We start from the raw sequence: 19,041 nt of genomic DNA, 5'->3' as shown, positions 1-19,041 counted from the left end.
TTCAGACCGGCTGGCGCAGGGTGCCCTCGACGGTGTCGGCCGAGAGCACCGGCCAGCCGTGCTGCTCGGCGAGCTTCAGCATCGCGGGATGCCCGCCGATCACCGTGCACCGTCCCACCGACTCGAACATCGGCAGGTCCCCGGGGTCGTCCGCGTAGGCGAAGCAGTCCTCGGGGGCCGCGTCGTACTTCGCCAGCACCTCGTTCACCGCCTCAGCCTTCGCCGCACCGAACATGGGCCTGCCGATCACCCCGGTGAGACGTCCGTCGGGGTCCAGCTCCGGTTCGGTGCACCGCACCACGTCCACGCCCAGGGCCTCGGTGAGCGGGTGCAGGGTGGCCGCCCAGGCGCCGGAGACGACAGCGACGACATGCCCGGCCCGCTGGTGCTCCCGCAGCGCCCGGACACTGCTCCCGATCAGCGGGACCCCGTCCCCGGCGAGGTCGGCGTACCAGTCCCGGCCCTCGTCGAGCAGGTCGGTCCACAGCTCGCCGGCGAAGACCTCGTAGAAGCGGTTGAGCACCTCCACCGGGGTCAGTCCGGTCGCGGCGAGCCGGCGGATCGGGTCGGTGACCGCCTCGTAGCCGGTGCCGTCGTCCCCCTGCAGGCGCAGCCGGCGGCGGAGCATCGAGAACGGACTCTTCATCGCGATCAGGGTCTCGTCCGCGTCGAAGAAGGCGACTCTGGGCCGGTCAGTGCGCATGCGCGGGCACCTTTCGCTCCGTCACCGCGGCCAGCGCGGCGGAGATCTGCTCCGGATCGAGGCCGGTCCTGGCCTGCAGATGACCGTCCGGCCGGACCAGTACCGCGGCCGGCGTCCCGCCCAGCGCCCGGGCCAGCGCGGCGGGTACGGCCCGGTCCCCGCCCAGGTCCAGGTCCCGGCCCAGGTCCAGCACCTGGGCCTGCCCGGCCGACGCGAGGCGCAGCCCGGCCGCCACCGACGGCCAGTCGTCCGCGGGCCGGGAACCGGGCCACAGCAGCAGCGTGTAGCGGTCGGTGGCGAGACCGTCGCCGCCCAGCCGTAGCGGGAGCCGCCCGCCCGGGGTGGCCTCCCCGGACGGAACCAGCGCGGCGAACTCCGCCAGCCAGTCCGGCTCCGCGCCCGGCTCCGGCCGTGCGGCGGGTCCGCCCGCGGCGGCGGGTCCGGCCGCTGGGGCCCCGTAGTGGGTGTCGGTCTGGCTCATCTGCGGCGCCATCCAGCGCTGGAACAGTCCGTCGGCGTCCGCGGCGCGGAAGGCCCGGTCCCGCCGCGCGACCTGCTCGGGCGTGGCCGCCAGGGCCGCCCTGGTCATCAGCGCGGTGGAACGGGCCACCTGGTGCGAGGTCGCCCGGCGCTCGGTGTCGTAGCTGTCGAGCAGGGAAGCGGGCAGGTCGCCGCGGATCACTCCGGCGAGCTTCCAGCCCAGGTTGAAGGCGTCCTGCAGCCCGGTGTTCATGCCCTGCCCGCCGGCCGGGCTGATCACATGGGCGGCGTCGCCGACCAGGAAGCAGCGGCCCCGCCGGAAGGTCTCGGCCAGCCGCACCCGGACCCGGAAGGCGCCGCTCCACAGCAGTTGGTCCACCGTGGTCCGGCCGGCCGCGCGTTCGTCCACCAGCCGCTGGAACAGCTCCAGCGGCGGCGGCGAGGCGTCGGAGTACGCGTCGTGGGGCACGTTGACGGCGATCCGGAAGACCCCGTCGCCCATCGGGCCGAGCACGATGGCGCCGTGCGGCGAGTAGCAGTAGTGGGAGAGGTCGTCGGCGAGCGTGGTCGACAGCCTGGCGTCGGTGATCGCGAAACTGACGTCCACCTGGGGGCCGGTGAAGCCGATGCCCAGTTCGGTGCGGACGGTGCTGTGCGCGCCGTCCGCACCGAGCAGCCACTGCGGCGTGAGCACCTCCAGCCGACCGTCCGGATGCTCCAGCGTCGCCTGCGGCAGGCCGTCGCCCCGCTGCCGGCCCGGGACCAACTGCTGCTCCGGGACCAGGGCGCGCAGGCGCACCCCGCGCTCCACCGCTCCGCCCAGTTCGACCAGCCGCTCCTCCAGCACCCGCTCGGTGTCCCGCTGCGCGATCATCACCGCGAAGGGGTACGCGGTGTCGTCCAGTTCGCTCAGGTACGCCGCCGCTATCCGCTCGCGGTCGGCGTAGAAGGCGGTGCCGGCCAGCCGGTGGCCGCGGGCGGCCAGCTTCCCGGTGACGCCGATCCGGTCCAGCAGTTCCAGGTTGCGCGGCCAGACCACATTGGCCCGCGAGTGCCCGGTGTGGCCGCGCTCCGCGTCCACCAGCCGTACCGGCACTCCCTGTTGGAGCAGTTCGCAGGCCAGGACCAGGCCCACCGGTCCCGCTCCGACGATCAGGACCCCGTCGGTGACCCCGTTGCCGACCTCGCTCATGCCGCCCACACCAGTCCTCCGTTGACCTCCATCACATGACCGTTCACATAGGAGCTGTCGGCGCCGGCCAGGAACACGGCCGCCGCGCCGACCTCGTCCGGACGTCCGAGCCGTCCCGCCATCAGCCGGCCCCGGTAGGTCTCCCAGGCCTTGGGGTTGGCGGCCAGCTCACGTCCCATGCCCTCGTCGATGTAGCCGGGCGAGAGGCAGTTGACGGCAATGCCCTTGGCCGCCAGCTCCATCGCCGAGGTGCGGGTGAACATCTCCACCGCCGCCTTGCTCGCGCTGTACGCGGCGGCGCCGGCGGCGGCCCGGCCGGCGACGCAGGAGGACACATTGATGATCCGGCCGCCGCCCTGGGCCGCCATCGGGGCGATCGCGGCCTTGGTGCAGAGGAAGACACCGGTCAGATTGGTGCTGATGGTGGTGTTCCAGTCCGCCAGCGAGAGTCTGCTGATGCGGGCGTCCCGGCTGGTGCCGGCGTTGTTGACCAGGATGTCCAGCCGGCCGTACCGCTCGGTCACGTGCTCCATCAGCCGGGTCACCGAATCCTCGTCGGTGACGTCGGTCTTGTGGAAGCTCACGCGGTCCGGCGTCAGCCCGACCAACTCGTCGATGTCGTAGGGGTTCCGGGCCGCGCACACCAGATCGGCCCCTTCCGCCAGATAGGCCTCGGCGATCGCCCGCCCCAGGCCCCGGGTGCCGCCGGTGATGACGGCGGTCATGCCGTTCAGTCGCACAGGAATCTCTTTTCGGTCGTGTCGAATCCAGGCCGGTGGCCGGGGTTCAGTACCAGGTCAGTAGGGTCGCCCCGGCGGTCATGCCGCCGCCGACCGAGGCCAGCAGCAGCCGTTCGCCGCGCTCCAGCGGACGGGCCCGGTGGGCGGCGTGCAGGGTCAGCGGGACGGACGCCGCCGCGGTGTTGCCCAGGCTCGGGGCGGTCATCTGGATCTTCGCCGGGTCGATGCCCGCCTCGGCCGCGAACGCCTCCAGCAGCCTGGTGTTGGCCTGGTGGAAGATGAAGCGGTCGACGTCGGCCAGGTCCACGGCGGCGTCCTCCAGGGTCCGGCCGACCAGTTTGTGCAGGGTGCTCATCGCGTAGTCGCGCACCGCCCTGCCGTCCATCCGGAACAGGTGCTCGCCGGCCGTACGGGCCCGCGCGTCCAGGGCCGTCCGGGTGCCGCCGGCCTCGACCCCGACCAGGTGGTGCGACTCCCCGTCGGTGACCAGGTTGGTCGCCCGGATGCCGTAGCCCTCGGGCACCTCGCCGAGGACGACCGCACCGGCGCCGTCGCCGAACAGGCTGACGGTCCTCCGATCGGTCGGATCCATGATCGAGGAGAACTTGTCCGCCCCCACCAGCAGGACGTAGCCGCCGAGGTGGCGGGTGCCGAGCAGGCCCTCGGCCACGGTGAGCCCGAACAGGAAGCCGCTGCACACCGCGTTCACGTCGAAGGAGGGGATCGAGTGCAGGCCCAGCTTGTGCTGCAGGATCGCCGCGGTGGACGGCTGCGGGACGTCAGGGGTGCAGGTCGCCACGATCAGCGCGGAGAGGCCCTCCGCCACCTCCGGGCCGACCCCGTCCAGCGCCGCTCTGGCGGCCGGCAGCGCCAGGTCGGAGGTGGCCGTGCCCGGCTCCGCGTAACGCCGCTCCAGGACGCCGGTGCGCTCCGTGATCCACTCCTCGCCGGCGCCGCTCCACGCGCTGATCTGCTGGTTGGTGATGACCCGGTCGGGAACCGCCGAACCGATGGAAAGGATGCCTACGGGCATGTCGTCTCCTCAAACACGTTGGGGAACCCACTCGTGGAACCCACTCAGTGGCCCATTCCGAGGCCGCCGCTCACCGGAAGCACCGCACCGGTGATGTAGGCGGCCTGCTCGCTGCTCAGGAAGCAGACGGCGTCGGCCACCTCCCGGACGGTCCCGCCGCGCCGCAGCGGCGTCATCGCGAGGTACTCCTCGCGTCTGGCGGGGCGCAGTTCCCTGGTCATGTCGGTGTCGACGAGCCCCGGGGCGACCACGTTCACGGTGATCCCGCGCGGGCCGAGCTCCCAGGCCAGCGACCTGGCCAGGCCGACCAGGCCGGACTTGGACGCGGCGTAGTTGGTCTGTCCCGGGGAGCCCGCCAGGGCCACCGCGGAGGAGACCAGCACCAGCCGTCCCCACCGCCCGGCGAGCATGCCCCGGGCCGCCTGCCTGACCACCCGGAAGGTCGCCCGCAGATTGGTGTCGAGGACCTCGTCCACCTCTTTGTCGGTCATCCGCAGCAGCAGCGCGTCCCGGGTGATCCCGGCGTTGGCGACCAGCACCTCGACGTCCCCCTGCGCCGCCGCCACCTCGGCGAAGGCCCGCTCGACCTGGTCCTGGTCGGTGACGTCGCAGCGGACGCCGAGCAGCCCCGCCGGCGGCTCGCCGGAGCGGTAGGTGACCGCCACCCGGTCCCCGCGCTCGGCGTGGGCCCGCGCGACCGCCAGACCGATGCCCCTGTTGCCGCCGGTGACGAGCACCGACCGGCCGGTTCCGGCTCCGGTCATGCCGGGGTCACCACCACGACCGCGTTCTGGCCGCCGAACCCGAAGGAGTTGTTGAGCGCGGCCAGCGGTTTGACCGGGCGGGCCGCCCCGGCCACCACGTCGATCTCGATGCCCGGGTCCTGCCGGGCCAGGTTGGCGGTCGGCGGAACCAGCCCGCGTTCCACGGCCAGCACGGTGTAGGCGGCCTCCGCCGCCCCGGCCGCGCCCAGCAGATGGCCCACCACGCCCTTGCTGGACGTCACCGCGGGACCCTCGCCGAACACCCGGTGGATCGTCCGGGACTCGGTGATGTCGTTGAGCGGGGTCGAGGTGCCGTGGGCGTTGATGTGGCCGACCTCGTCCGGGGCCAGCCCCGCGTCGGCGAGGGCGGCCCGGATCGCCCGCTCGGCGCCGCCGCCGGTCGGGTCCGGGGCGGAGGCGTGGTGGCCGTCCGCCGAGGCGCCGAAGCCCGCGATCCTGGCCCGCACCCGGACGCCGCGCGCCCTGGCGTCGGCCGGCCGCTCCAGCACCAGCATGGCCGCGCCCTCGCCCGCCACGAAGCCGTCCCGTTCCGCGTCGAAGGGACGCGAGGCCGAGCCGGGGTCGCCGCCGCGCCTGGAGAGCGCGCCGGCCTTGCTCAGACTGGCCATCGCGGTCCGGGACATGGCCGCTTCGGTGCCGCCGGCGATGGCGATGTCGCACGCTCCGCCGCGCAGCAGCATCCGCGCGTAGCCGATGGCGGTGTTGCCCGACGCGCAGGCTGTGGAGACCACCTGGTTGGGTCCCAGCGCCTTGAGGTCCATGGCGATGTAACCGGCCGTCATATTGACCGGGCCCGTCACCATCAGCAGCGGGGACACCAGTTCGGGGCCGTCCGCCAGCATCGAGGCGTGTGCCTGCTCCACGCTGTTCCAGCCGCCGAGCGAGGTGCCCACCACCACGGCGACCCGGGCGCCGTCCCAGACGGCGGGGTCGAGGGCGGCGTCCTGGACCGCCAGCCGGGCTGCCTGGACCGCGAGTTGGCTCACCCGGTCCAGGCGCCAGGCGGTGCGGCGGCCGAGCAGGGCGACCGGGTCGAACCCGGGCACGGTGCAGGAGAAGTCGACCGGGAGCCCGTCCAACTCCTCGGTGCGGGAGGCGGTGGACCGCCCCGACCAGACCCGCTCGATGTTGGCGTCGACGCCCAGGCCGGCCGGAGTGACCAGGCCGAGGCCGGTCACCGCGACGTCGGTCGCCGCGCCGGTCGGCGGGGTCATCCGGCGACCCCGGCCGGCGTGGCGACCAGCCCGAGCAACGTGGCCAGGGTGGTCTCCGGGCTCAGCGCGGTGTCGTCGACCAGGATGTCGAACTCCTTCTGGATCAGCACGCTGAGCTCGATCAGGGCGAGCGAGTCGAGGTCGAGCTGCTCCAGGGTGGCCTCGGGCCGGAGCTCGTCCACGGTGAGGCCGAGGTTCGCGGTGAGCAGGGTGTAGAGGCGGTCCTGCGTGGATGCCATGGTGATCTCCTGTGCTGTCGGTACGGGATCGGTAGTGATCGGTCGTAGTGATCGGTCGTAGTGATCGGTAGGGGCGATCGGTAGGGGCGATCGGGGTCAGCGCCGCTCCGGGTCGGGCCCGGAGACGACCATCGCGGTGAAGGTGAAGCCTCCGCCGCCGTTCAGCACCAGGGCGAACTCGCCCGGGGCGAGCAGTTCCTGGTCGGCCAGGTCCGCGAGCGAGGCGTTGAGGTCGCCCGCTCCCACATGGCCGGTCTCCCGGCCCAGGTCCAGGAGTTCCGCGCCGGTGGCCGCGACCAGGGGCGGGACATAGGCGTCCCGCATCGCCCTGGCACCGAGCCGGGGCAGCACCGCGAAGCGCAGCCGGCTGTCGTCCCCGGTGAGCCCGGCCTCGGCCAGGCAGCCGGCCACCGCCGCGGTGATCTGCTCCGCCGCGGCGGCGGTGAACCGCTCGGCGCCGCTGGTCCGGACGAAGTGGCGCTTCGTCCGCCGGACGTCGACCATCGGGCTGTGGCTCAGCGGGTTCTCGTTGAGCCCGTCGTCGCCCCGGTGCATCACCTCCAGGTCCGCCGCCACCGTGGTGGCCACGGCGTGCAGCAGCAGCTGCGCCCCCGAGGTCTCGCGCCGGACCAGGACGGCGGTCGCCGCGTCCCCCGCCGCCATCCCGTAGTCGGACTTCCACCGGTGCCAGCTCGGCATCAGGAACCGGTCCGCCGTGGTGACCAGGGCCGGTCCTGCGGCAGGATCGCCGAGCAGCCGCAGCAGGGCGGTCTCGATGCCGATGGCCCCGCCGTTGCACTGCTGCAACAGGCCGATCGGCACCGCCCGGTCCGCTCCGAGCCGGTGCGCGATGTAGTGCGGGGCGGACCAGGCGTCATGGCCCTGGTAGTGCACGCTCGCGTGCAGCAGCAGCGAGAGCTCCGCCGGATCGCAGCCGGCGCGGTCCAGCACCGCCGCCGCCGCGGCCACCGCCATGTCCGGCGGCGCCGTCTTCCAGCTCACCGGCAGGGAGGTGTAGCCGAGGTCGCGCGCGCGGTACGGGCGTCCACGTCGCCGACGGCGAGCGCTTCCTGCACGGTCTGCCGGTCGGGCGGGTACCAGGCCCCGGCGAACAGTCCGATCGGAGCCGCGAGCCTCATCGGTCGCCCGCCGGCTCCCGGGCCGTGCGGGCCACGTCCACCCGCACCTCGCACATGGTCGCGCCGCGCTGCAGGAACCGCACCTCGACGACGCTGCCGCCGGCCCTGCCCTCATCGGCCCCGGGGGCTGCCAGCAGCTCGGCGGTGACCGTGGTCGCCGCGTCCAGCTCGACGAAGTCGCTGAACCTGGCGTCGAACCCGTCGGCGTAGCCGTCGTGCTCCGGTTCCCCGGCGGCCAGCAGCGCCGCCTGCCTGGCGGCCTCCAGCAGCGCCATCGCCGGGACATGGTCCAGCGGGTGGTCGTAGATCGCGGGATGGGTGACCGGCACGTCGAGCGAGGCCGAGACCTTCCCGGGCCCGCGGCTCAGGTCGGCCAGGACGACGTTCTCCGGCCGGGTCCGGCCCACGCCGGCGGCGTCGGCCGGCACGCCCTGCCGATCCGTGGGCATGGAGTCGGACATCGGCGGGGCGCTGCCGCGCCGCATCTCCCGGTAGCCCTGGTAGCCCTCGCGGCTGAGATAGCCCGCCGCCAGCGTGCTGCCGCCGATGGACCGGCCGCCGAGCCAGAGGTCGACGTCGAAGGTGGCGGACAGCAGTCGTCCGCCGCGCTGCCTGAGCCCGCGGGCGGTGACGTCCACCAGGAGTTCGTCGGAGGTGTGGCGTCCGCTCTCCAGCCGGTCGAACCCGGCGAGCACCGTCTGCCAGGTGCTGATCAGGAAGGAGGTCCCGAACGGGACGCCCAGGTGCCGGTGCGCCACCACGGTCACCGCCTGGCGGCAGGACTCCAGCAGCACCAGCGGATCCACGAGTCGGGGGCGGTGCGGGTGGTCGTTGTAGTAGCTGTGACCGCGCGGCAGCTGCACCGCGACCCGCCAACGCCCGTCCACGAGCGGGAGGCAGTCGGTGGCGAACACCTCCATGACGGCGGTGCGGTGCACCAGTGCGCGGTCCACCGGGCGGCTGAAGTCCAGCGCACCGGGATCGCCGGTGCGCTGGAACCTCTGTTCCGTGAGTGTCATGCGTACGTTCCTGTTCGTCGGACAACCCTGTCGGGCTGCCTGAACGACACTTCCAGCCGGGCCCGCAGGGCCACCCGCGAGCTGGACCAGATGAACCACAGTCGTGTGTTTGATCGACATGAAGCTCGCTCCAGCCCCGCTGGAGACCGGCTGGAGAAACCCACGTCCTCCCTGGTCAGCGGACCCCCGAGGGTCAGCGCACCGCCAGCACCACCTTCCCCCTGACATGCCCCTCGGCCACCAGCAGGTGGGCCTCGGCGGCCCGTTCGAGCGGGAACACGGCACTGACGTGCACCGACACCTCAGCCCGCTCGACCGCTTCCACCATGGCCGCCAGGTCGTCCCGGTCGGGCCGGACGAACACATACCGGCCGCCCAGGCCGAGCACCTCGGCCGACACCGAGGCGAGCCGCCCGCCCGGCCGCAGCAGGGCCGGCGACAGCTGCAGCGTCTCGCCGCCCATCAGGTCGAACACCGCGTCCACGCCCTCCGGCGCGACGGCGCGGACCCGCTCCGCCAGACCCGGTCCGTAGCTCACCGGAATCGCGCCCAGCGAACGCAGGTAGTCGTGGTTGCCGGGGCTCGCCGTCCCGATCACGGTGGCCCCCAGCGCCCGGGCGATCTGGACCGCGCACGAGCCCACCCCACCCGCCGCGGCATGGACCAGGACCACCTCGCCCTTGGCCAACTCCAAGTGGCGGTGCAGAGCCTGATAGGCCGTCAGTCCGGCCGCGGGCAGCGCGGCCGCCTGGTCCCAGCTCAGCGCCGAGGGCTTGCGGGCCAGGGTCCGCACCGGTGCGGCCACCAGCTCCGCGTAGATCCCCCGGCCGAGGTGGTCCTCGCGCACATAGCCGACCACCTCGTCGCCCGGGGCGAACTCGACCACCCCGTCACCCACCCGCTCGACCGTCCCCGCGACGTCGCAGCCCATCACCATGGGGAAGCTCCGCTCGAACCAGTCGTCGATGTAGCCTTCCCGGATCTTCCAGTCGGCCGGGTTCACCCCGGCCGACCTGACCCGCACCAGGACGAAGTCGGGCCCCACCCGCGGATCCGGAAGCTCCATCAACTCCAGTGCCTCGGCACCGCCGTACGCAGAGATCGCAACAGCCTTCACGCGGAACAGCTCCCTTGTCTGAAACCCGGTACTTGCGTCAGGGCTCTGATGAGTGCCCCAAGCAAGAGCGACATCAGTTACCTTAGACAGCACCGCAAGTCGAAGAACCCTTGCACTCAATCGTCCCTTGACATAAGAATCAGGCTGTGATGAAACTCGGTCCACACGAGCGGGAAGCGATCGACGAACGCCCTCACCTCGGCGCTGTCGTCAAACGCCTCTCCCATGCCGTGACGCGGACGACCACCGCGGCACTGCAACCGTGGGGTCTCACCACCGCCCAGTACACGACGCTCCGCCAGATCCGACTGTCCTCACGCTGTTCGGCGGCCGGACTGGCCCGACAGTGCTCGGTCAGCCCGCAGTCGATGGCGCTGCTGCTGGTCACCCTGGAACGGGAGGGGCACATCACCCGCAGACCCGCCGCCGTCCATCCCCGCGTGCTCGAGATCCGGCTGAGCAGGTCGGGGGCCAAGGTGCTGCTCTCGGCGGAAAGGGCCGTCGGCAACGCGTTCAGCGGACTGCTGACAGAGCTGGGGCCCGACCGCTCGGCGACTCTCCACGACTGGCTCGAACGCGCCGCCACGGCGCTGGGCCGACCACCCCGACCCCACTGAGGCCATGCTCATTCTCACCGCCGCGACCGGCATGTTCGGAACGAACGTCCACCTCGTCGCCGAAGGACCCGGTTCGCCCTGCGTGATCATCGACCCCGGGCACCTCGCCGCGCCCGAGGTGCACGCCCTGGTCCGCCGGCACCGGCTGATCCCGGAGGCCGTGCTGCTCACCCACGGACACATGGACCACACCTGGGACGCCGTCCCGGTGGCCGAACGCTACGGGATCCCGGTCCTGATCCATCCGGACGACCGGTACCAGCTCGGCGCGCCTGCCAAGGGACTGCCGGCCGACTGGCCCCAGCAGCAACTCGTCACCCATCCCCGCCGGGAACCGGCCGATGTCGTCGAACTTCCGCGTGACGTGCAGGAGTTGGAGCTGACTTCGGCGCGGATCACGGTGCTGCCCACGCCCGGCCACACCGGCGGCTCGGTGATGTTCGCCGTCGCCGGGGGTCCCGGGGACGACCCGCTGCTGGTGACCGGCGACACCCTGCTCGCCCTCGGCCCCGGCCGCTCGGACGCACCAGGCGGCAGCGCGGTCCAGCTGGACCAGTCGGTGGCAGCCGTCAGCTCCCGGTTCCCCCGGGGGACCCGGCTGCTCGCCGGACACGGCCCGATCGGTTCGCTGGGCCGCTGAGCCCCCGCCCCCACCACGCCACGCCACGCCACGCCACGACCCACCGCGCCACGACCCCGGAGGACCCCATGCGCACAGTCCAGTTCAACTCCTACGGCACCGCCTCGGTACTCGAACTGACCGAGACCCCGGTCCCCGACCCGGCGCCGGGACAGGTCACCATCGACGTGCGCTACGCGGGCGTCAACTTCGCCGAGGTGATGTTCCGGCGCGGGCAGTTCCCGATCAACCTGCCGCACCGTCCCGGCCTGGAGGCGTCCGGGACGGTACGGGCCCTCGGCCGGGGCGTGACCGGCCTCCGGGTCGGCCAGCCGGTCTCCGCGCTGGTGCTGGCGGGCGGCGGACAGGCCGAGGTGGTCGCCGCCCCGGCCGAGCACGTCGTGCCGCTGGACGGGGACCTCGCCGGACTGGACCCGGCCGCCGCGGCCGGCGCCCCGGCCAACGTCGCCACCGCCCTGGGCGTGCTCACCTCGGCGGGCCGACTGGCCGCCGGGGAGACCGTGGTGGTGCTGGCCGCCGCCGGCGGGGTGGGCACCGCGGCGGCGCAGCTGGCCAGGACCCTCGGCGCGACGCTGGTGATCGGCGCCGCCGGATCCGCGGAGAAGGCCGACTACGCCATGAAGTTCGGCTACGACAGCGTCGTCGGCTACCCGGAACTGGCCGAGGAGGTCGCCGCGCGGACCGGCGGAGCCGGCGCCGACCTGGTGCTCGACTCGACCGGCGGACCGTTCCGCGCCGAGGTCACCGCCATGCTCGCGCCCTTCGGCAGGCATGTCGTCTTCGGCAACGCGGCCGCGGCGGACGTCAGCTTCGAGGGCAACCACGTCTGGTACACCAACAGCACGCTGGCCGGCTACAACCTCGGCGGCGTCGCGCACCGCGCGCCCGCGGTGCTGCGCCGGCACCTGGAGCAGGCCCTCGCCGCCGTGGCCGACGGCAGCGTCCGGCTCGACCTCACCGTCCTGCCCGCGAGCGAGGTGTCCCGGGCCCACGAGCTCCTGGAGAGCCGCGCCTCGACCGGGAAGTACGTCCTCGACCTGCAGAGCTGACCGCCCCCTGTGGCGCTGACCGCCCCCTCCCCGCTCGACACCGCACCGAAGATCGGAGTCCCCTGCCATGAGACTTGCCGAAGGACTGGGCCTGGCCGCTGTGGCGGCCTGGCTGCCGGAGACCGCGCAGTCCGCCGACGAGGCCGTCGCGCTCGGCCTGCTGGACGCCGAGGAGGCCGAGAACCTCGGCCGACCGACGCTGCCGGTCTCCACGGACCTGGCGTCCCCGGAGATGGCCGCGACGGCGGCCCGGCGGGCGCTGGCCGAAGCCGGTGTCGACCCGTCCCGGATCGGTCTGCTGCTGCACTCCTGGATGCACCACCAGGGCCACGACATCTGGTCCGCCCCGCACTACCTGGCCCGGGAGCTCGGGGCCGACGAGGCCACGCCGGTCGGCATCCAGCAGCAGTGCAACGGCGGTGTGGCGGCGATCGAGGCCGCCGCCGCGCGGCTGATCGCCGAACCCTCCGTCGACTACGCGCTGGTCACCACCGCCGACCGGTTCGTCGAACCCGGTTGGCGGCGCTGGACCAGCGACTACGGAATCGCCTTCGGCGACGGCGCGACCGCCGCCCTGCTGCACGCCAGGGACGACGAGCGGGACGTCTTCACCCTCTGCGGCATAGCCATCGCGGCCGCCCCCGAACTGGAGGCCATGCACCGGGGCGACGACGACTTCAGCGACGCGCCGCGCCCGGCCGGGGAACACGCGGACCTGCGGCGCCGCAAGAAGGCGTACCTCAGCAGCAACGGCCTGGAGGGCTTCGCCAAGGCCACCGCGCTGAGGCTGCGCCAGGTGGTGACGGAGTCGCTCGCCGACGCCGGGCTGGAACCCGACGACCCGCGCATCGCCTGCGTCGCCCTGCCCCGGCTCGGCCGCAAGACGATCACCGACATCTACACCCCCGCCGTCGCCGCGATCACCCCCGCGCCGGTGGCCGACTACGGGCACACCGGACACCTGGGCACCGGGGACGCGGTCGCGAGCCTGGTCGAGTTCCACCAGCGGAAGCTGGTCCCGCCCGGCCAGTACGGCCTGGTCCTCACCGCAGGCGGCGGCTTCACCTGGTCCGCCGTGGTGGTCCGGTCCCCGGAGCGGTGAGGCACCGGGGGCGGTGAAGCACCGGGGGCGGGGGCGGACGGCTGGGTGGTCAGCCCCCGCCTCCGGTGGCTCTTCGTTCTAGTTGTAGGATGACTGGACAAGAGGATGTCGGACGACCGGAGGACCTGACCACGTGAGCAGCAATCTGCACGCCGCCGGGCGGACCTCCCTGGTCGACTCCGCCATCGAGCAGCTCCGCGCCCAGCTCAGCAGCGGCGCCTGGCAGGTCGGCGACCGGATCCCGACCGAGCACGAGCTGGCCGAACAGCTCCAGGTCGGCCGCAACACCGTCCGCGAGGCGGTCAGGGTGCTGGTGCACGCCGGGATGCTGCAGTCCCGCCAGGGCGAGGGCACCTTCGTCCGCTCCACCAGCGACCCCGCCGCGGTGCTGCACGGGGTGCAGCGCGCCGGGGTGCGGGACGTACTGGAGGTCCGCGCCGCGCTGGAGACCGAGGGAGCCAGGCTCGCCGCGCTCCGGCACACCGCCGAGGACCTGGCCCGGATGCGCAGCGCACTGGACGCCGAGGCGGCCATCCTCCGTACCGAACCGGAACGGGCCGGACGCGAGGCCAGCGTGGAGCACGACCTGGAGTTCCACACCGCCATGGTCGAGTCCGCCCACAACCCGGCGCTGACCGAGGTCTACCGCTACTTCAGCGCCTCCGTCCGCGAGTCGATGCGCTCCTCCTTCGGCGACCAGGACATGCCCGAGGTCGACCTGGCCGCGCACCACGCGCTGGTGGACGCCGTCGCCTCCGGCGACCCGGACGCCGCCGAGGCCGCCTGCCGGCTGCTGCTCGCCGAGCCGATGGCGGCCGTGGGCCGCCTGCTCCACAAGAACTGACCCACCGCACCGAACCGCTTCTCCGGAAAGAACCCCATGTCGCGCACCACCCTCGACGCCCCCACGACATACGCGCCGAACGCCGCCCCCTCCCGGCTCGCCCGGATCGCCGTCCACCCGGCGACCGCGCTGGTCGGCATCCTGCTGGTGTCGCTGAACATGCGCGCCGCGCTGTCCGCGGTGTCGCCGCTGCTCACCGACGTCAGCGGGACGTACGGGCTGTCCAGTACCGCGGGCGGGCTGCTGACCACGCTTCCGGTGCTGCTGATGGGGATCACCGCGCCGTTCGTGCCCGGGCTGGTCCGGCGCTTCGGTCCGGAGCAGGTGGTGCTGGGCGCGCTGGGGCTGCTCGCGGCCGGGGTCGGACTCCGGGTGGTGTCCGGCGCGTGGACGCTGTTCGCCGGCAGCATCGTGATCGGCGCGGCCATCGCCCTGCTGAACGTCACCATGCCGGGGCTGGTCAAGCGGGACTTCCCGGACCGGGCCGCGACCATGACCGGGGTCTACTCCACCTCGATGATCGTCGGCGCGACGCTGGCGGCGGCGCTCTCCGTGCCGATGGAGCACGCGTTTGGCGGCTGGCAGGGGTCGCTGGCGTCCTGGTCGGTGCTGGCGCTGTTCGCGGGGCTGGTCTGGCTGCCGCAGGTGCGGAGGCCCGCATCGTTGGCGAAGCCTTTGCCGCAGGTCGCCGGGGCGCGGATGGCCGGGTTGTGGAAGCACCCGCTGGCCTGGCAGCTCGCCCTCTACATGGGCATGATGTCGCTGCTCTCCTACACCCTGATCGCCTGGATGCCGACGATCCTGACCGACCAGGGCATGGACCGCGGCACCGCGGGGGCGGTCTTCGCCTTCTGCAACCTGGTCCAGGTCGGCGGCGCGTTCCTGGTGCCGCTGCTGGCCGGACGGATGAGCAGCCAGCGGAAGCTGGTGGCACTGATGGTCAGCTGCAATGTCGCCGGCATCACCGGCCTGATCCTCGCGCCGGTGGGCGGGGCCTGGCTGTGGGCGGTGCTGCTGGGCATCGCGCAGGGCGGCGGTTTCGGCCTGGCGATGGCGTTGATCGTGCTGCGGGCCGGGGGTGCGGCGGTGGCCTCACAGCTGTCCGGGATGTCGCAGATGATCGGATACTTCATCGCCGCGGTGGGGCCGGTCGGCTTCGGCGCCCTGCATCAGCTGACCGGGGGCTGGGGGTTGCCGCTGGCGTTGCTGCTCGGTTGTTGTGTCGTTGCGCTGGTGGCCGGTCTCGGCGCAGGGCGGGGGCGGACACTGCGAGCCGGGTGACCGTCAGCGGTGGTTGCTGTTCGCGCACGCTTTTCAGCAAGCACAGCCCCGCGCCCCTATCGGTGGTTCCGCACAGGCGTGACCATCTACCACCTCAGGGGCGCGGGGAACTGCGCAAAAACACCAGCCACCGCCGACGTCAACGGCTACTCCTCCCCGGCCAACGTCAACCGCGTAAGCCGGAACGCGGCGAACGCCGCCGTCCCCAGCGCCACGACGACCAGCAGCGGAACCGCCGTAGGCAGCTTCACCGCGGAGCTCACCACCCCCGGGTCGGCAATCTTCGCCGCCAGCGCCAGCGACCACTGCTGGACGCTGAGATCCTTCACCCCGCTGACGAAGTTGCCCAGGATGCTCTCCCACAGCAGCGAGTAGACCAGCCCCCACACCACCGCGTGCCGGGTGATCACGCCGAGCAGCAGGAAGATCGCACTGTAGGCGACCCCCGCGACCACCGCGGCCACCCCGTACGCCAGGGCCACGCTCTCGAAGTTGCCGAAGAGGATCACCCCGGCCAGGTAGGTCGGGATCGCCGCGAAGACGACGGTGCAGCCGATGGCGACCGCCAGCTTGGTGGTGACGATCTTCCACCGCGGCAGCGGCTTGGCCAGCAGGTAGATGATCGAGCCGTCGTCGATCTCCGGGCCGATGGCCCCGGTCCCGGCGATCAGGCCGAGCAGCGGCACCAGGGTGCCCAGCGCGAGCGTGCCGAGCAGATTGACGGTGGTGCTCTCGTCCTGGCCGACGGTGGCCCGGATGATCACCGACAGGACCAGCAGCAGCGCGGGCACCGCGAGCAGCAGCAGGCCGCGGCGGCGGCCGAGCAGGCCGCGTACGGTCAGCCGGGCGACGGTGATGTTCACAGGTTCACCTTCTTGGAATGAGTGGCGCTGGTCATGAGGTCACCAGGTAGGAGAAGACGCTCTCCAGCGACTCGTCCGCGGGTGAGACGGTGAGCAGCCGGATGCCGGCCTCCTTGGCGACCCGGGGCACCAGTTCCGTGAACCGGTAGTAGTCGATGGCCTGGATCTGCAGCGCCTTCTCCTTCCAGTCCAGTTCGATCCCGGCCGTGGACGCGTCCGCGATCAGCGCGGCGGCCAGGGCCCGGTCGTCGCTGGAGCGGACCAGGTAGCGGTGCGGACGGTTGGTCATCAGCTGCCGGATCTTGCGGAAGTCGCCCGAGGCCGCGTGGCGTCCGGCCACGACCACCTCGATGTGGCGGGCGAGCTGCTCCACCTCCTCCAGGATGTGCGAGGAGAAGAGGACGGTGCGGCCGTCCGAGCCGAACCGGCGCAGCAGTTCCATCAGGTGCATCCGCTGCCGCGGGTCCATGCCGTTGAAGGGCTCGTCGAGCAGCAGCACGGCCGGGTCGTGGACCAGGGCCGAGGCCATCTTGACGCGCTGCTTCATGCCCTTGGAGTACGTTGGTGACCTTGCGGTCCTGGGCGTACTCCATCTCCACGGTGGCGATGGCGCGGGCCGCCGCCGCCCCGGGGTCGGGCAGGCCGTGCAGTTCGGCGTTGGCGAGGACGAACTCGGCGCCGGTCATGAAGTCGTACATGGCCTCGCGCTCGGGCACGAGCCCGATCTGCCGGTACGCCTGCTGGTTCTTCCAGACCTGGACGCCGTCGATGGTGACCGAGCCGGAGGAGGGCGGCAGGAAGCCGCTCATCATGTGGATCAGGGTGGACTTCCCGGCCCCGTTGGGGCCGAGCAGACCGGTGACGCCCGGCTCGATGGTCATGCTGACGTCGTTCACGGCGACGACGTTGCCGAACCAGCGGGACACCCGGTCGATGCTGACAGTGGTCATGACGGCCTCTCAGATCTTCCGGTAGCGACGGACCATCAGTCCGAACGAGGCGGCGGCGATCAGGACGATCTCGACGAGGAAGACCACGGCGCCGAAGCTCGACGGAACCCCGAAGCCGCTGCCGTCGGCCAGTCCGAACAGCCAGTTGACACTGGACTGGATCAGCGAGTTGGGGCTGATCAGCAGCGCCCAGCCCGCGGTGTCGCTGTGCCCGTTGTTGTCGAGCACCGACCAGATGATCCCGGCCACGGCCTCGGAGATCAGGAACAGCGCGATGATCGCGGCGACGCCGAAGCCCCGTCGGGACGTGGTCGCGGCGATGGCCAGCGAGATCCCGGTGTAGAGCAGCGAGTAGAGCGCGGCGGCGACCAGCCCGTAGGCGAACAACTCCAGGTTGTGCAGGAACGGCATCGAGGCCAGCAGCGAGCCGATCCAGAGGATCAGCATCGGGACGCCGGTCAGCAGGAAGATCGCCGAGAACATCGCCCCGAACTTGGCCTGCACATAGTCGCGCGCGGTCAGCGGCCGGGAGAAGTACAGCGGCAGGGTCATGAAGCGCAGGTCGCGCGACATCGCCACCGGCGCCTGGGCCGCGACGAAGACCGCGATCACGAACTGCATCACGGACAGGTAGTGCGGGTAGTTCACCGCGTCGGGGAAGTCGTTCCGCTTCAGGTAGACCACCACGGCCACGATGATCAGCGCCGGCAGGCACATCACCGCCGCCAGTGCCATCGGCAGCACCTTGGACTTGGCCGAGCGGCCCAGGCCGAAGCTGCCGCGCAGACCGAGCGTGAACAGCGAGCGGGTCGCGTAGCCGCGCCCGAGGCGCGGACCGTCGTAGTGGCGGTAGCCGATGTCGTGGATGACATCGGCCCGCGCGTCCGGCTCGGCCTGCGGGGCTTGCGAGGGCTGCGGAGGCTGCGGGGCCTGCGGAGGCTGCGGGCCCTGCGGGGGCTTGGAGATCTGGACGGGCTGTACGGGCTCAGACATGGGCGGTCTCCTCCTCCCGGGTGTGGAAGACCTCGGAGATGTGGTGCCGGCGCTGCTCCATCCGCACCAGCCCGAGACCGAGGTCGGCGACGGCGTCACGGATCAGGTCGTAGGTCTCGTCGTCCTTGATCTCGACCAGCAGCACCCGGCTGCCGTCCACGGACGGACCGACCGTCAGCCCGTCGCTGACCAGGCGCTCGCGCAGGGCCGCGTCGGCGTCGAAGGCCGGGTCCGACCTGCGGTCCGTCACCTCGACCGCGAGCAGCTGGGTGAACTGGGTGAAGTCGGCGGTGGACGAGGAGCGCAGCAGCCTGCCCCCGTCGACGACGACCACGTGGTCGCAGGTCCGCTCCAGCTCGCCGAGCAGGTGCGAGGTGACCAGGACCGAGATCCCGAAGTCGCTGTGGACCCGGCGGATCAGCCCCAGCATGTCGTCCCGGCCGACCGGGTCGAGGCCGTTGGTCGGCTCGTCCAGCAGCACCAGCTGCGGATCGTGGACCAGGGCCTGGGCCAGCTTCACCCGCTGCTTCATGCCGGTGGAGTAGCCGCCGATGGGGCGGTACCGCTCTTCGTAGAGGCCGACATGGCGCAGCGTGTCCGCGGTGCGCTCACGGGCGGCGGCGGCCGGGAGGCCGGACATCCGCGCCATGTGCACCACGAACTCGGTGGCCGACACGTCAGGTGGCAGGCAGTCGTGTTCGGGCATGTAGCCGACGCGCTCGCGGATGGCTTCGCCCTGGGTGGCGACGTCGAGCCCGAGAACGCTGGCGCTGCCTTCGGTGGCCGGGGCGAGCCCCAGCAGGATCTTGATGAGTGTGGACTTGCCTGCGCCGTTCGCTCCGACCAGGCCGACCACTCCGGGCTGCACATCGACGGTAAGTCGATCCAGCGCGGTGACCCGGGGGAACCTCTTGGTGAGGTTGTCCGTGATGATGACAGACACGGGACGACCGTATAGGTGCGGCCCTGCTGTGCGCATCAGGCTTGGGGCAGCGGAATCCCCCCATCTTCCGAGGTACGGCGAGGGGCCCGTCCCCTAGG

Annotated in this window: 20 protein-coding genes and 1 pseudogene; 6 read left to right on the top strand and 15 right to left on the bottom strand. The window is 72.3% G+C overall.

Annotation, left to right across the window (positions count from 1 at the left end):
• Position 1: 1 nt before the first annotated feature.
• The 11 genes from ACXKR8_RS26300 to ACXKR8_RS26250 form a co-directional block, all read right to left on the bottom strand.
• On the bottom strand, positions 2 to 703 hold the full coding sequence (locus tag ACXKR8_RS26300) for an HAD family hydrolase (RefSeq protein WP_458267042.1): 702 nt from the start codon (positions 701 to 703) through the stop codon (positions 2 to 4).
• A complete protein-coding gene (locus ACXKR8_RS26295) occupies positions 693 to 2,375 on the bottom strand; it encodes an FAD-dependent monooxygenase (protein WP_458267041.1) in 1,683 nt (560 codons plus the stop codon). The genes ACXKR8_RS26300 and ACXKR8_RS26295 overlap by 11 nt, the downstream gene beginning before the upstream one ends.
• The gene (locus ACXKR8_RS26290; RefSeq protein ID WP_462099858.1) at positions 2,372 to 3,100 is read right to left on the bottom strand and encodes an SDR family NAD(P)-dependent oxidoreductase; all 729 of its coding nucleotides are present in this window, start codon (positions 3,098 to 3,100) and stop codon (positions 2,372 to 2,374) included. Before ACXKR8_RS26290 ends, ACXKR8_RS26295 begins: the two co-directional genes overlap by 4 nt.
• A gap of 61 nt (positions 3,101 to 3,161) precedes the next feature.
• Entirely contained in the window at positions 3,162 to 4,148 is a 987-nt protein-coding gene (locus ACXKR8_RS26285; protein WP_458267039.1) for a 3-oxoacyl-ACP synthase III family protein, read from the bottom strand.
• Between the two features lie 44 nt (positions 4,149 to 4,192).
• Positions 4,193 to 4,912, bottom strand: a complete 720-nt coding sequence (gene fabG, locus ACXKR8_RS26280) for a 3-oxoacyl-ACP reductase FabG (protein ID WP_458267038.1) — start codon at positions 4,910 to 4,912, stop codon at positions 4,193 to 4,195.
• Complete coding sequence (locus ACXKR8_RS26275) at positions 4,909 to 6,147, bottom strand: beta-ketoacyl-[acyl-carrier-protein] synthase family protein (protein ID WP_458267037.1); 1,239 nt, start codon at positions 6,145 to 6,147, stop codon at positions 4,909 to 4,911. Before ACXKR8_RS26275 ends, fabG begins: the two co-directional genes overlap by 4 nt.
• Positions 6,144 to 6,386 carry an acyl carrier protein gene (locus ACXKR8_RS26270; RefSeq protein ID WP_458267036.1) on the bottom strand — a complete coding sequence of 81 codons (243 nt, stop codon included), beginning with the start codon at positions 6,384 to 6,386 and terminating at the stop codon, positions 6,144 to 6,146. Before ACXKR8_RS26270 ends, ACXKR8_RS26275 begins: the two co-directional genes overlap by 4 nt.
• Before the next feature lie 96 nt (positions 6,387 to 6,482).
• Positions 6,483 to 7,388 (bottom strand): beta-ketoacyl-[acyl-carrier-protein] synthase family protein, encoded by a 906-nt coding sequence (locus ACXKR8_RS26265; protein WP_462099857.1) that lies wholly within the window; start codon positions 7,386 to 7,388, stop codon positions 6,483 to 6,485.
• Positions 7,385 to 7,525 (bottom strand): hypothetical protein, encoded by a 141-nt coding sequence (locus ACXKR8_RS26260; protein WP_462099856.1) that lies wholly within the window; start codon positions 7,523 to 7,525, stop codon positions 7,385 to 7,387. The genes ACXKR8_RS26265 and ACXKR8_RS26260 overlap by 4 nt, the downstream gene beginning before the upstream one ends.
• The gene (locus ACXKR8_RS26255) at positions 7,522 to 8,544 is read right to left on the bottom strand and encodes a ScbA/BarX family gamma-butyrolactone biosynthesis protein (RefSeq protein ID WP_458267034.1); all 1,023 of its coding nucleotides are present in this window, start codon (positions 8,542 to 8,544) and stop codon (positions 7,522 to 7,524) included. Before ACXKR8_RS26255 ends, ACXKR8_RS26260 begins: the two co-directional genes overlap by 4 nt.
• Before the next feature lie 193 nt (positions 8,545 to 8,737).
• A complete protein-coding gene (locus ACXKR8_RS26250) occupies positions 8,738 to 9,661 on the bottom strand; it encodes an NADP-dependent oxidoreductase (protein ID WP_458267033.1) in 924 nt (307 codons plus the stop codon).
• Positions 9,662 to 9,810: 149 nt separating this feature from the next.
• Between ACXKR8_RS26250 and ACXKR8_RS26245 the strand changes: the two genes are divergently transcribed.
• The 6 genes from ACXKR8_RS26245 to ACXKR8_RS26220 all read left to right on the top strand — a co-directional run bounded on the left by ACXKR8_RS26245 (position 9,811) and on the right by ACXKR8_RS26220 (position 15,194).
• Positions 9,811 to 10,278, top strand: a complete 468-nt coding sequence (locus ACXKR8_RS26245) for a MarR family winged helix-turn-helix transcriptional regulator (protein ID WP_458267032.1) — start codon at positions 9,811 to 9,813, stop codon at positions 10,276 to 10,278.
• A 4-nt stretch (positions 10,279 to 10,282) separates the two neighbouring features.
• A complete protein-coding gene (locus tag ACXKR8_RS26240; protein WP_458267031.1) occupies positions 10,283 to 10,918 on the top strand; it encodes an MBL fold metallo-hydrolase in 636 nt (211 codons plus the stop codon).
• A 68-nt stretch (positions 10,919 to 10,986) separates the two neighbouring features.
• On the top strand, positions 10,987 to 11,967 hold the full coding sequence (locus ACXKR8_RS26235; protein WP_458267030.1) for a quinone oxidoreductase family protein: 981 nt from the start codon (positions 10,987 to 10,989) through the stop codon (positions 11,965 to 11,967).
• A 67-nt stretch (positions 11,968 to 12,034) separates the two neighbouring features.
• A complete protein-coding gene (locus ACXKR8_RS26230) occupies positions 12,035 to 13,069 on the top strand; it encodes a 3-oxoacyl-[acyl-carrier-protein] synthase III C-terminal domain-containing protein (protein WP_458267029.1) in 1,035 nt (344 codons plus the stop codon).
• Positions 13,070 to 13,202: 133 nt separating this feature from the next.
• Complete coding sequence (locus tag ACXKR8_RS26225) at positions 13,203 to 13,913, top strand: FadR/GntR family transcriptional regulator (protein WP_458267028.1); 711 nt, start codon at positions 13,203 to 13,205, stop codon at positions 13,911 to 13,913.
• A gap of 36 nt (positions 13,914 to 13,949) precedes the next feature.
• Positions 13,950 to 15,194, top strand: coding sequence for a CynX/NimT family MFS transporter (locus ACXKR8_RS26220; protein WP_458267027.1), 1,245 nt, complete (start codon positions 13,950 to 13,952; stop codon positions 15,192 to 15,194).
• Between the two features lie 146 nt (positions 15,195 to 15,340).
• Here the strand turns inward: ACXKR8_RS26220 and ACXKR8_RS26215 are convergent, their stop codons facing one another.
• From ACXKR8_RS26215 to ACXKR8_RS26200, 4 genes and pseudogenes are all read right to left on the bottom strand, one after another.
• Positions 15,341 to 16,057, bottom strand: coding sequence for an ABC transporter permease subunit (locus tag ACXKR8_RS26215; RefSeq protein ID WP_458267026.1), 717 nt, complete (start codon positions 16,055 to 16,057; stop codon positions 15,341 to 15,343).
• 31 nt (positions 16,058 to 16,088) lie between these two features.
• Positions 16,089 to 17,007 (bottom strand): annotated as a pseudogene (locus ACXKR8_RS26210) (ABC transporter ATP-binding protein).
• A 9-nt stretch (positions 17,008 to 17,016) separates the two neighbouring features.
• Complete coding sequence (locus ACXKR8_RS26205) at positions 17,017 to 18,000, bottom strand: ABC transporter permease (protein WP_458267024.1); 984 nt, start codon at positions 17,998 to 18,000, stop codon at positions 17,017 to 17,019.
• Positions 17,993 to 18,943 (bottom strand): ABC transporter ATP-binding protein, encoded by a 951-nt coding sequence (locus tag ACXKR8_RS26200; RefSeq protein WP_458267023.1) that lies wholly within the window; start codon positions 18,941 to 18,943, stop codon positions 17,993 to 17,995. Before ACXKR8_RS26200 ends, ACXKR8_RS26205 begins: the two co-directional genes overlap by 8 nt.
• Between the last annotated feature and the right edge of the window lie 98 nt (positions 18,944 to 19,041).

Source organism: Streptacidiphilus sp. PAMC 29251 (assembly GCF_054208735.2).
The sequence above is the reverse complement of the archived record's forward strand: the minus strand, read 5'-3'. Positions and strand labels throughout refer to the sequence as shown.